This window comes from Yersinia sp. 2553 StPb PI (genome assembly GCF_052217105.1).
Classification (GTDB): Bacteria; Pseudomonadota; Gammaproteobacteria; order Enterobacterales; family Enterobacteriaceae; genus Yersinia; species Yersinia enterocolitica_E.
The window spans coordinates 3,990,783-4,004,222 of the sequence record NZ_JAZGPX010000002.1 but is presented as its reverse complement, the minus strand read 5'-3'; the positions used below and the strand labels follow the sequence as shown (position 1 = coordinate 4,004,222).

Genomic DNA, 13,440 nt, shown 5'->3' with positions numbered 1-13,440 from the left:
CTTTTTCGTCCTCTTTGAGCAAAAAATAAAACGGGTACCGCATTAAATCAGTACCCGTTTTTATCTGCCGACTTAAGCATGATGCTCTTGTGGTTGCATCCGATGAGATAACGGCCACCAACACAGCAAAATCAGAATTGCCATGGCAAACATCAGTAGCCCCAAACTAAATTGCCCGGTTTGTGGCAGCATAGCTGACAACCAGGTAGCCAATCCTGATCCCATATTCTGCAATCCCCCCACTAATGCCCCTGCCGCACCGGCCAGGTATGGAAACGGCTCCATGGCACCGGTAGTTGCCAGTGGGAACAGCATTCCGGCGCCAAAGAAGAACAACGCTGCCGGTATCACCAGTGTCCAGATATTCATGATGCCGAACCAACCAGGGATCCACATCATCAACCCGGCCAGCAGGCAACTGATAACCGAATGCCACATCAGGCTGTGAAAGGTTTTACCTTCGCGCCCGGCATACCATGCACCGAAAAATGCGGCTGGGATCGGCAAAATAAACAGAATACTGACCATCATACCGCTCAGCCCTAGCACTCCCCCCATCAACACGCCGGCACTGGCTTCAAATACGGCAATCCCGGCCAACGCTCCAATCAACATGATTAAATAGCAACTAAAGGCCCGGTCAGCGAGTAACAGGCGGAAGCTGGCCAACATTCGCCGCTTTTCAGTTTGCTGTGGCCGAGTCTCCGGCAACCAGCGGAACATACAAAACGCCACACCACCACACAGAAATAGCAAGAACGCATAGCAAGCGCGCCAGCCAAATAGACTGGCCAGCACTCCACCGATAACCGGTGCCATTAAAGGGCTGACTAAAATACCCATATTTAACATACTGTTGGCGTAGCGTAGCGCCGTACCGGCATATAAATCCCGTGGCATGGTGCGTGCCATCACACCTGCAACTCCCGTCCCCATCCCCTGCAAAGCGCTGGCAGCAACCAACATGGTCAGGCTATCCGCCAGCCAAGCCCCAAGCGCCCCCAACATGAATATCATCATACCAACCAGAATCACCGGCCGGCGACCAACCCGGTCTGATAGCGGGCCATAAATCAATTGTGAAAAACCATAGGTCAATAGATACGCTGCCATCACGCGCTGCACCACTCCGGTGCGAACCGATAAATCACGGGCGATATCCGAGATAACCGGCACATAAATGGTTTGCGCCATCTGACCAACGGCAACCAGGAGGATCAACATAACCAGCAGGTGGAAATTTTCTATTTTTCTCATTGTCTTAACTAGTCTATTAGCCGGACTACGTGCCACATTGATATTGAAAAAGTGACACACCTCACTATTGGCGCATAAGCTAACAAATCTAGAAATTTTAGCGAGCCAGCACGACATATTGCCAAATAGCCAACTGGCAGATAAAAACACCATGGCCGTAAAGTAAACTGTCCAGATGAACCTTGATGGAGAAGAGATGTGTTTAAATATTGGAAAATAATTATACGATAAGCCTGTTTTTTGAACAGAACAGATCGTTATATTAGGGTGCTCCAGCGCAGTAAAGCATTTATGCGGCAATCGTGAATAATGGCATAACCTAAAAGCAATACATGGAGAGAGATAATTTAAAAGCGGTAATCATTGACGCTAAATAAATCTGTTGCGTATCGATAGTGGTTAAATAATGTTCTAAACGTACAATAATTTCCGTTTCCTGAGCGGACCTCAAAATTAGCAATTGTATTAATAGAGTTCTGAATAAAAATGTGACTAAAAAATACTATAAAGACCCCACAAAATAGTCTATACCAATTAATATCCCCCCGGTATCATTCAGCGAGTTTTATATTTACTGATACACTTTGTTTTTTATTAAATTATTTTTCATACAATAACATCATATTATGAGTAACAGGATTTAAAATCACCGGTTGAATAAGCCAAATCATCAATATAAGATTTATTTGCACCACTCATGGCTAATAAAGTCGATGGGTGAAATCTCAACCTAAAGAGGTGATATATGTCTAACTGGAATGATATAGCAAGTATATATAAATTAAGTATTTATATTTCCAATGGTGAGAAATCGACTTCTATCTATGCCAATGGTAATAATCAAATACCCGTAGATATAATTATTGAAGCTAGAGATAAAAAAATAACCCAGTATTTTTATCCAGCGATGAAATATACGACCATATTAATCTCGTCGATTATAAAAATACGCCTATTCCCAGCAGGATATTAACCAAATCAAAAGTGGCTGGGGAATATGTTTATCCTGTTCTCAAGCAAATATCACGAGACAATCCCGGTAACCCTTGTCACTTCTATTTATCTGTTCCTAAAGTTTCAGAGTCCCCACTCAAAGTATATGTTCAGGTTTTCATTAACGATCCCAATACTGGGACCAAAATAGAGTATACAACGGCACAAATAAACAATAATAACAATGCAATACCTGACTATATATCAATGAGAATTCTCCCGGCGAGAATATTCACTGATAATGATTTGGACATTTTGACTAAACAAGAAAACCGTGTTGACGGCTATAACAGTATCTTGAGAAAGTATTACGTCCGATTTAAATCGACAGATAATACCATTACCCATGATGCTTTATGTGATCAGAGATACTGGTTCTATTATAGACAGCAAGGCAACTATAAAGGCTGTTCTACCTCAACTGATAGCTCAATTGATATTAGCTCAGCTAACTATACTGCCAAATTTCAAGTGTCGAACTCCTGGACCATTAGCGTTACCTCGAAAAATCATGAGGAACGCGGTATCTGTTTCTGGTCTTATCGCCTATGGTACGGTGCGCTATGGTCTTATAACGATTGGTCTAAATCTCTGCATTTCTTCTTACATGACCAATACGGTAACAGAGCTGATATTGACGTAAAATCTAATGGCGACCAGGACATATCCTTCCATGTCTTGGCTTAGTTCACCTTGCATTCATCCCATTGCTTAACCGTGATTTATTATTAAAAGTAGTTTCAGTTTTACCGACTGGGCTACTTTCATTTCAATATTAAAAAAACTCAATGGAGGTCATTTATATGACTCAAGTGGCTAACTATTTCACTCAGAGTGGTAATTTCATCAGTGCAGCCTTAGGCGGCGTTGACCCGAGAACCGGTTTATATTCATTTTCTTTTCCTATTACCAGTGTGGTGGCTAATAACAATTTAGGGCCGGAAATAGATGTATCACTACATTATAATATGTTTGATAATAATAACATTGGCCTTGGCATGGGGTTTTCATTTTCTTTCTCACAGTATGATGCACTAAATAAAGTTTTGTATTTATCAACAGGTGATAAATACCATATTTATGAAAGTGCTAACGGCGTAGAAATTGAGCAAAAAAAATCAAGCTCTTTTAAATTCGAGCGTAATAATGATAACTATATTATTACTTATAAATCAGGTGTGGTCGAAATATTAGAAGGCAGGAATTCAGGTCAAAATATTAAAAATGTTATTTCAGTGATTTCTCCGTTAGGGCATGAAGTTCATTTTAACTGGATATTTAAAGGTTTCAAGCGTTTAGCCAGCATCCGAGATGCCAATAGAGAATTACTTAAAATAAATTACGACGATGCGATATTCCCTGAAATTACTATTTTTTCAGGGACGCAGGAACAGCGCACGCTACAATTTCAGTTGTTCAACAAACGATTGCAAAAAATAACCTTAGTTGATAATAAGTATCAATGGGTTATGGCCTATACTGGCGAGGGTTATATTGAACAGGTGACTTATCCATCCGGCTTAATTGAAAACGTTGATTACCAAAATAACTTGATGCGCTTTCCTGAGAATGCCGTGCCCGCGTTGCCTGCCGCCGTCAGACACACTATCACCCCCGGAACTGGGCAGCAAAAGTTGGTCACCCTCTACGAATATACCAACACGAACTATTTAGGCTTTGCCAGTGGCGTGAATTTCTTACCAAATAGCGATAATGCTTATCGGATCCTGACGGATTACCAATATGGATCAACGGAAACTCAACTCGGTGATAAGCACAATATTGTTATTACCCGTAGATACAATAATTTCCATCTGATTACGCGGGAAAGCACCCAACAAGGCAGCTGTTCATGTACTGTAGAAACTGAGTATTACGCCCAAAAAGGCACCCCTTTTGACCAACAGCCCGCACAATTTCAGCTCCCCAAACAAACCACAACGACGTTTCTTGATACCAGCAAACCGGCAACCGAACAACGCCGCGTTGAAATAACGAAAACTGAATTTGATCTCTGGGGCAACCCAACGAAGGAAGAAAATCCTGATGGTTCGGTGGTAGTGACCCGTTGGTACGCCAGCCAGGGGGAGGAAAACTGCCCAGCGGAACCCAACGGTTTTGTGCGATTTATAAAACAACAAAAACTCATCCCTGCCGAATCCGCTTATACCACGCCAATCCGGACCTGCCGTTTTACCTACCAAAGACTCGGCAATACTCCGTATGTGGTGCAAGAGAAGAAATTCTTTTATCGCGACGACCAGTTGTTGTCGCAACAGAACCTAATGTCAATAAGTGACGCTAATGACGCCGAGTTTGGGCGAATTATTGCCATTAACGAGGGCATGTATGAGCTGTCAGATAGCGGCAAGCAATTCACCAGCACTCAGCGTTTTACGACTCAAATACAAAGTGGTTTATTAACTCAAATAGCAAAATTTATCGGCTCTGACGGTGTAACCAGTACGGTAACTCACACTCGCTCCGCTTATACTGGGCTGTTGTATGCAAAAACCGATGCTCAAGGTATTACTACGCATTATCAATACGATGAAATGGGCCGTCTTACCTCCAGAGTTACCTGCCCTGGCACTCGCTATGAAAATACGACCCGTTGGGACTACCTGATCGATGGCGAAGGGAAGCTTTCCACTACTGAAACAGATGCCGCAGGTAATAAGCTTCGCACCTATTTTGATGGTCTGGGTCGCACATTACGCCAACAGCAGTCGAATGCGGGAGAGACACCTTCTTGGTATGAAATTCAGTCTTATAGCTATAACCTGTTAAATGAAATCACCGCAGAGAAAAGCAGTGATTGGTGGATAGCGAAAAATCAGCGGCCTGAACAATATGCCATTAACTCGGCTCATACTTATGATAATTGGGGGGAAATAACTAAAGCCGCTGGCAGCGACGGCATTACGCGTTGGCAAGTGAATGACCCTATTCAGCTTACCCAAACTCTCCACCAGAGTGGTAACAACAATAACCGTGAGATCGACAGTGGTAGCAGCAAAATTCAATACGATATCAATCTACGCCCTCTGAGCACGACCCGTATTGACACTGCCGGAAAGCCACAGGGAGTGTGCCACTATGCTTACGATGGACTGGGCCGCTTATGCCGAGAAGAAGATGAACTTGGGCATGTCACTTTACATACCTATGATGCTTACGACCGGCTGGTCAGCCAAACTACAGCAGACGGCAGCATAGTAACCCGCACCTACCCCGGCTATTTAAAGGGCAATTATGTAGCCTCACTCACCCTTACGGGTAAGAATTCAGCAGGAGAAACCCAGCATTGGCTACTAGGTACTCAGAATTTTGATAGCCTGGGGCGGCTGATCGAAAGCTCCAGCTGTGGCCGAACTACGTCCTATCGCTATCAGGAAGCATCACCCGTTCCGTTCAGTATCATCACCCCTGAGAAGGAAGTGATTAATCTATCTTACATTCCCGAACTGAATAATTCGGTGCAATCTCTCAACGCAAACGGTGTCACCCAAGAGTTTAGCTATGACCCTATTAGTGGCCGGCAGTTGGACGCCAAAGAAACTGACAGTGTCGATACTCAATTTTCCTGGCACCCTTCCGGCAGTTTGAAAACCGAAACAGTGATCCATCACCAAGATTCCCCCCGTGCCAGTCATTATCGCTGGACGCTGCGTGGTAGCAACACCACTTTTACCGATATCACCGGCGCACAAACCCGCTATAACCGAAATACTGACGGCAGAATAATTGAAGTTGCGGATGATGATCTGAATGCACGGCTAAGTTATAACCCGTTAGGCTACCTTGCCAGCTTGCTGATTACCGATGGAACAACGCAGAACAGCCTGAAAACTCAGCTAGCTCACGATGATTTTGGCCGGGAAACATCCCGTAAGGTGACTGATAGCAAAGGCATAGAAATCATCATATTACAAACATGGCTGGCAAACGATCAGTTGGCTACTCGTATCACCAAACACAATAATATCACCATTCACACTGAAAATTACGGCTATGATAAACGTAATCGTTTGGTCAGCTATGTCGCGACCGGAAGCAACCTGTCACCCGCGCCTAATGGCATGATGTTATCTGCACAACGCTACGCTTATGATGCTCTGAATAATCTGACCCACCTGGAAACCACTTTCTCCGATGGCACTACCGACAGTGTAGTGTACCGATATCTCAATGATGACGATCCCACACAATTAACCTCAATAACTCATACGCATCCTAATTATCCCGCCAGTATTGCCCTCGACTATGATGCCAATGGGCGCATGATTAAAGATGAATCGGGCCGCACGCTCACCTACGACGTAACCGGTCGTCTTATTGGCATAAACGGAGAGAATATCGCAGGCGGTAGCTACAGTTACGATGCACTGAACCGACTGGTGGCCCAGAACGTCAGTGATGGCGATAAGCGAGTGTTGTATTACCAAGGAAATGAGTTAGCCAACGAAGTCATAACGTATCAGGCAAGTAATAATCGATTGATTAAACTGGGTCATGCCTGTCTGGGGGTAAAAGAGCTCAGCCATCTTACCCTGACGGCCACCGATAACCATGATAATTTGCTCTGGTCACGAGAGGTAGCTAACAGCAGCGGTACTCTCAACACTTGGTCACCCTACGGCTATGGCTATGGCTACACGCCTTCCCCGTTACCGGGGTTTAATGGCGAACGCCTCGATCCGGTTAGTGGAAGCTACCATTTAGGTAACGGTTATCGTGCCTACAACCCTTTACTAATGCGATTCAACTGCCCGGATAGCCTCAGCCCGTTTGGCGCTGGCGGCATTAATCCATATGCTTACTGCGCAGGAGATCCTATTAATCGCCTAGATCCAAGCGGTCACCTGAGCGGAAGCGCCATTGCTGGGATCGTGTTGGGCTCTCTGGGATTATTGGCAGCTATATTTAGCGCCGGTGCATCAATAATTGCCGCTGGCAGCGTGATGACAGCAATCAGCTCAGCTTCAGCAATATCACTGGTGGTTGGCTCGATGGGCGTTGCTTCAGATGTAATATCTATTGTGAGCAACGCTATTTCCGATAGTAATCCCGAAGCATCCTCAGTATTGGGATGGATATCACTGGGAACAGGGATTTCCGGACTGGCAGGAGGCGTGGGCCGTGGCGTTTATAAAGGTATCTCCCGCGCCACATCGGGGCTGAGAACACGAACTGCTAATATTCTGGAAAAAGGCTTATCAGGCCGTGGTAGCCCAGCTGCGGCCAGAACATGGGCTTCTGAGGATCTGATGACGTTTTATCGCGGTGACGATCGTTCACCGGAGGCCATCAGAAAAGCGGGTGGATTCTACCCCAGAAGCGGTGATTCCTCGAAAGACGTGCTTACGCGATTTAAAAAAGCCTTTGGTGAAGACGCCGCTGGGCATTCCCAGGCGCATGTACGTCAAGGCAATCCTGATTATATTTCCTTTGGTACCGATCTCGATTCAGGCGGCTATGCTGACACCCGCAGCTATTTTTATGAAGTTAAAATTCCAGGCCTGCGTCAGCAAAACATTACCGCTGAGGTGATCGGCACTCAATCGGTTAGAACCGGCCCCAAAGTCAGTGCGCCGCGATTGCTGCTTGACGGTCATTCGGTGGATACGTCTAATTTTGTTGCCATGTTACCAGCACGTACCGTCGAAGCCACTTTCGTAACACCAGTACCGATACAATTCATTAGCCGTTATCGAATGAAAGGTGGTAGTTGGATGAGTTTTTGACCTGAGATAGTAATATGATGCCCCCTATCAATTTGGATGAAACGGCAGTTCCTGCAAGACAAGGGGGGACGCGATGATAATACCAGTAGAAATCATAGCCCAGTGTCATTTTCAGAATGATGACAGAGGTCCAAGGACGAAAGGCATAACATTTTATCGATAATGTTTTTCAACCAAATGCTCTAAAATATCGCCATCGCTTTAGGCATCACTTCAGATAAGTATATGATGGGAAAGAATTATGGCTGAATGGGTTAGTGGCAAAATTACTCACATCGAACACTGGACCGACTCGTTGTTCAGTATTCGGGTCAATGCGCCAATTGACTCCTTTACCGCCGGTCAATTTGCCAAGCTGGCATTAGATATCAACGGCGAGCGGGTACAGCGGGCTTATTCTTACGTTAATGCGCCAAGTGACGACAATCTGGAGTTTTATCTGGTCACAGTACCGGAAGGCAAACTCAGTCCACGGCTGGACCAGTTGCCCGTAGGCGGTGAAGTGATGGTTACCAAGCAAGCGGCGGGCTTCTTTGTGCTAGAAGAGATCCCCGATTGCGATACCTTGTGGATGTTAGCCACCGGCACCGCGATTGGCCCCTATCTGTCAATTTTACAGGAAGGGCGTGATTTAGAACGCTTCAAAAATCTGGTGTTGGTCCATGCGGCACGTTTCGCCCGTGATCTCAGCTACCTGCCACTGATGCAACAACTTGAACAGCGCTACAACGGCAAGTTACGTATCCAAACAGTGGTGAGCCGTGAAGAGTCCCACGGTTCATTGACCGGCAGAGTTCCGGCCTTGATTGAGAATGGCTCACTGGAAGCCGCTGTCGGCCTGAAAATTGACGCGCATGACAGCCATGTAATGCTATGCGGTAACCCGCAAATGGTACGAGACACCCAGCAATTGCTGAAAGAACAGCGTGAGATGCGTAAACATTTACGCCGCAAACCGGGGCATATGACCAGCGAGCAATATTGGTAATAGACAGTATTGTCAAAGCTAACCAACTGATAGTAAAGGGCCATATGGCCCTTTTGGCTTTATCAAACCCTATTCACTGTGGTGTTTTATCAGCCAGAAACTTCACCGGTACCGCTTCTGGGCCAAAACGATTGTCACCCTCGGTACCGAGAAATGCGCCACAATCAATAAACATCATGACAATAATTAGTGTGGGAATAAACCGCCCAACACCCCATTGCCAGATGGGCGCTAGCATCTGCCAGTTACCGGCCATCAGCATCCAGGCCAGTACCACCAAAAATGCCCACCAACCGGCTTTATTACGGTCATGAAGCCGTTTAACCACCACTGCCGCCGTTGGCCACAGCAAAAAAACTATCGCAAAAGCCGCAGTCTGAATGGGTAACCAATCCTTACCTGCCAGCGTAAAAACAACCAGCATCGCCAACAGCCACAAACTAATCCAGATCCAAAAGTCCCGCCGCCCGATACGGCCTTTAAACGAGAAACACCACTGCTGTATTGTCATCAATGAACCGATCCATTTACCTGATATAACCTAAAGTTGATGTATACCCTAAATAATTCGAGTTGCAGGAAGGCGGCAACTGAGCGAGTCCCCAAGAGCTTACACAAGTAAGTGACTGGGGTGAACGAAGGCAGCCAACACACATGCAGCTTGAGGTATGACGGGTATACACAATAGAGTACCCCAATGCCGCAACTAACCTATAATCTTTGCAGTGAATTTTGACAATCACACTCAATTACCGCTTTAATCCCCTACACACACTTCTAACGACGGCATAAGTCATGAGAAAAGAGAGAGTCGCGATACTGGCAATACTGCTGCTAATAGCAACAGTTAGCCGCGCTCATGCCGACCCCGCAGACGACAGCGGTCAGCCAACGGAAGAGGCTCAGCCGACCGCGCCTTATCTACTTTCTGGCGCGCCAACTTTTGATTTAACACTGGTCAAATTTCGTGAAAGCTATAACCGCACGAATCCAACACTGCCTCTCAGTGAGTTTCATGCGATTACAGTAAAAGATGATCTGCCCCCACTGACTCGGGCTGCCAGTAAGATTAATGAGAATCTCTATGCTTCAACCGCACTGGAAAAAGGTACCGGTAAGATTAAGACCTTACAAATTACCTATTTGCCGATAAAAGGGAGTGAAGAGAAAGCGGCCCGACTAGTGGCTGTCAATTATATGGCAGCCCTGATGCGCCAGTTTGAGCCCACACTCACGCTCCAGCAAAGTCTTGATAATGTGCAGCAACTGCTGACACAAGGTAAAGGTTCGCCTTTCTATGCCCATCCGGTTGGCGCAATTCGCTATGTGGTAGCGGATAACGGCGAAAAAGGGCTAACTTTCGCTGTTGAACCGATTAAGCTGTCACTATCTGAAGCATAGTCTTGCCGCAATTAATGACGAAAAGCAAAGCCATTGCCACTAATCATCTCTATACTGTTGGACAGGTAAACTGCCTGTCGGGCAGTCATTATTATTGACCCTCGCGTCCCCTTGTTGGAGGAAGAAACATGCGTCATCCATTAGTTATGGGTAACTGGAAGCTGAACGGTAGCACTAACATGGTCAAAGAGCTTATCGCTGGCCTGCGTACAGAACTGAGCACCGTTGACGGTTGTGGTGTTGCTATTGCCCCACCGACTATCTATCTGAATCAAGCTAAGCACGAGTTGGCAGGTAGCCGCATCGCTCTGGGTGCACAGAATGTTGATGTGAACCTGTCTGGTGCATTTACCGGTGAAACCTCTGCTGACATGCTGAAAGATATCGGTGCGCAATACATCATCATCGGTCACTCTGAGCGCCGTACTTATCACAACGAAAGTGATGAATTCATCGCCAAGAAATTTGGTGTATTGAAAGAAGCCGGTCTGATCCCCGTTTTATGTATTGGTGAATCCGAAGCAGAAAACGAAGCGGGCCAAACTGAAGCAGTCTGCGCCAAACAACTGGATGCCGTGCTGACTACTTTGGGCGTAAAAGCGTTCGAAGGCGCAGTCATTGCTTATGAACCAATTTGGGCAATCGGTACTGGCAAATCAGCCACTCCGGCACAGGCTCAGGCAGTTCATAAATTCATCCGTGACCATATCGCGAAACAAGATGCCGCGGTTGCAGCACAAGTTATCATTCAGTACGGCGGTTCTGTTAACGACAAAAACGCAGCAGAGCTGTTCACCCAGCCTGATATCGATGGCGCACTGGTTGGCGGTGCATCACTGAAAGCGGATGCTTTCGCGGTTATCGTGAAAGCAGCAGCGAAAGCTAAAAAAGCCTAATTCAGGTTCTAAGTTACTGATTAAGCTGGGGCAGATGATGCTCCGGCTTTTTTATTAAAATTTTCATGAAACTCTTTTTTATATAAATCAATTCCGTCAGTGCCAATTGGGCCAAGAAATTTGCTTATCTCCGCGCTTTTTCCTGCAATATTATTAAGGTGACATTCAACATAAGTCTTTTTCTGCGCATCAAAAAAATGAATAATATTACTGCCTTTAAATTTAATCACATTACAGGCATGCCCTTGTGTCGCCCCCGGTAACATGCGCAACATAGCTGGCCGATGAATCACAAGGACACCATTTAACTCGTCAGTGGGTTGATATTGCTGTAGCTGAGTCAACAGTTCATCAACAGACTTAGCACTCTTATCTAGCAACCCCATATTCCCTTTGACATCCCCACCTCTCAGTTCGGGTATTGCAAGATAAACCGTATTCTTCTCAAATGTTTCAGCCACGGCGGTGGCACAAGAAGCACAGTTAGTTTGCCCAAAACCATGAATGCCGAAGTATGCCAGCAAAGCAGCGAGTGGTCGTAGTAACAGAGGCGGCTTACCCTTACTATTGCCTATATTTAACAAATAGCCTGTTAGATAATTCTCTTTGGTACCAAAAATGGAGTAGTTACTGGGCTTAATGCCAAAGGAGGCTTTCTCATTTGTTATGGCTAATGTTGGTGGTGTATAGCTCTCAGTGATAACTGCTGAAGCGGCATCCCATTCATCAGGTTCACATATAATTGACACGTTACTATACAGTGATTCAGTACTCCCACCCCTCGATAATGCCCTCAATGGCGGACTTAATGGGTCCAAACCTGGATTATCTATCAAGCTCGTACTTGAAACGCCACGAATGCTCATAATTCTCTCCGCATAATTTGCCACATTTATTAGACCAAATAACTCAATAGCGCATTTAACACGTGCTGGCGAATTACGCGGTTTTTATCTGTAAGAAAGAGATGAATTGTGAAAATAATCAGAGGGTTAAAATGGTTAATAAAACAAAGCGCCCGCAAGCATTAACCTACGGGCGCTGAGCCTACTACGGCTATAAAAATGTTATTATTTTATCGTTTACTTATTTCATCAAACACGCCACCAGTGGCGAAATGTGTCTGCTGTGCTTTGGTCCAGCCACCGAACACTTCATCGATAGTAAACAACTTCAATTTCGGGAACTCGTTGGCGAATTTAGCCGCCACTGCCGGATCCCGTGGCCGATAGTAATTCTTGGCAGCAATAGTCTGGCCTTCTGGCGAATAGAGGTATTTTAAGTAAGCATCCGCCACTTCCCGGGTACCACGCTTATCAACCACTTTATCCATTACAGATACCGTCGGTTCAGCTAAAATAGAGACACTTGGCGTGATGATATCAAACTTGTCTTTACCTACTTCATTCACCGCCAGCAGAGCTTCGTTCTCCCAGGCAATCAGCACATCGCCAATACCGCGTTCAACAAAGGTATTCGTGGCACCACGCGCGCCGGAGTCCAACACTTCCACATTCTTATACAGCGTTTTAACGAATTCCTGCGCTTTAGCCTGATCATTATCGTTGTGTTCTAACGCATAACCCCATGCCGCCAGATAGTTCCAACGCGCGCCACCCGAGGTTTTCGGATTAGGTGTAATGACCGAAATTCCTGGTTTCACTAAATCTGACCAGTCATGAATCTGTTTCGGGTTCCCTTTACGCACCAAGAACACGATAGTTGAGGTATACGGCGCAGAGTTATCAGGCAGGCGCTTAATCCAGTTTTTATCAATACGACCACGCTCAGCAATAGCATCGACATCATATGCCAGTGCTAATGTCACCACATCAGCTTCAATACCATTAATAACCGAGGTCGCCTGCTTACCGGAACCGCCATGTGATTGACGCACCGTCACCTTATCACCGGTTTGCTGTTGCCAATGCTTACTGAATGCCTGGTTATATTCCTGATAGAATTCACGTGTCGGATCATATGACACATTCAGTAGTTGGATATCTTTTGCCATGGCACCTGATGCCAGCAGCAGTAATGACAGACCTACACCCCATTTACGCATTGACCCGCTCCCATAAATATTGTTATTAATTAAATAGTTATTAACCTATACCCTAAATAATTCAAGTAGCAGGAAGGCGGCAAGGGAGATAAT

General features: G+C 45.6%; 9 protein-coding genes. 5 read left to right on the top strand and 4 right to left on the bottom strand.

What is annotated here, in order from left to right; translation table 11 throughout:
• Positions 1-72 precede the first annotated feature (72 nt).
• Entirely contained in the window at positions 73-1,257 is a 1,185-nt protein-coding gene (gene emrD / locus V2A84_RS19745; protein WP_420073099.1) for a multidrug efflux MFS transporter EmrD, read from the bottom strand.
• Positions 1,258-2,002: 745 nt separating this feature from the next.
• Between emrD and V2A84_RS19740 the strand changes: the two genes are divergently transcribed.
• The 3 genes from V2A84_RS19740 to fpr all read left to right on the top strand — a co-directional run bounded on the left by V2A84_RS19740 (position 2,003) and on the right by fpr (position 8,985).
• Positions 2,003-2,230 (top strand): hypothetical protein, encoded by a 228-nt coding sequence (locus V2A84_RS19740; RefSeq protein ID WP_442821384.1) that lies wholly within the window; start codon positions 2,003-2,005, stop codon positions 2,228-2,230.
• Between the two features lie 823 nt (positions 2,231-3,053).
• On the top strand, positions 3,054-7,997 hold the full coding sequence (locus tag V2A84_RS19735; protein WP_442849028.1) for an RHS repeat domain-containing protein: 4,944 nt from the start codon (positions 3,054-3,056) through the stop codon (positions 7,995-7,997).
• A gap of 241 nt (positions 7,998-8,238) precedes the next feature.
• Complete coding sequence (fpr, locus tag V2A84_RS19730; protein ID WP_083161762.1) at positions 8,239-8,985, top strand: ferredoxin--NADP(+) reductase; 747 nt, start codon at positions 8,239-8,241, stop codon at positions 8,983-8,985.
• A gap of 73 nt (positions 8,986-9,058) precedes the next feature.
• On the opposite strand, the gene V2A84_RS19725 is transcribed toward fpr, so the two are convergent.
• Positions 9,059-9,496: a DUF805 domain-containing protein gene (locus V2A84_RS19725; protein WP_083161760.1), complete on the bottom strand. Its 438-nt coding sequence runs from the start codon at positions 9,494-9,496 to the stop codon at positions 9,059-9,061.
• A 284-nt stretch (positions 9,497-9,780) separates the two neighbouring features.
• Between V2A84_RS19725 and V2A84_RS19720 the strand changes: the two genes are divergently transcribed.
• Both V2A84_RS19720 and tpiA read left to right on the top strand, forming a co-directional pair.
• On the top strand, positions 9,781-10,386 hold the full coding sequence (locus V2A84_RS19720) for a DUF1454 family protein (protein WP_102970506.1): 606 nt from the start codon (positions 9,781-9,783) through the stop codon (positions 10,384-10,386).
• Between the two features lie 128 nt (positions 10,387-10,514).
• Positions 10,515-11,282, top strand: a complete 768-nt coding sequence (gene tpiA, locus V2A84_RS19715; RefSeq protein WP_083161756.1) for a triose-phosphate isomerase — start codon at positions 10,515-10,517, stop codon at positions 11,280-11,282.
• Between the two features lie 20 nt (positions 11,283-11,302).
• Here tpiA and V2A84_RS19710 read toward each other — a convergent pair whose 3' ends face one another.
• Positions 11,303-12,148, bottom strand: a complete 846-nt coding sequence (locus V2A84_RS19710) for a hypothetical protein (protein ID WP_372569783.1) — start codon at positions 12,146-12,148, stop codon at positions 11,303-11,305.
• Positions 12,149-12,357: 209 nt separating this feature from the next.
• Positions 12,358-13,347, bottom strand: coding sequence for a sulfate ABC transporter substrate-binding protein (locus V2A84_RS19705; protein WP_442849027.1), 990 nt, complete (start codon positions 13,345-13,347; stop codon positions 12,358-12,360).
• Positions 13,348-13,440 lie beyond the last annotated feature (93 nt).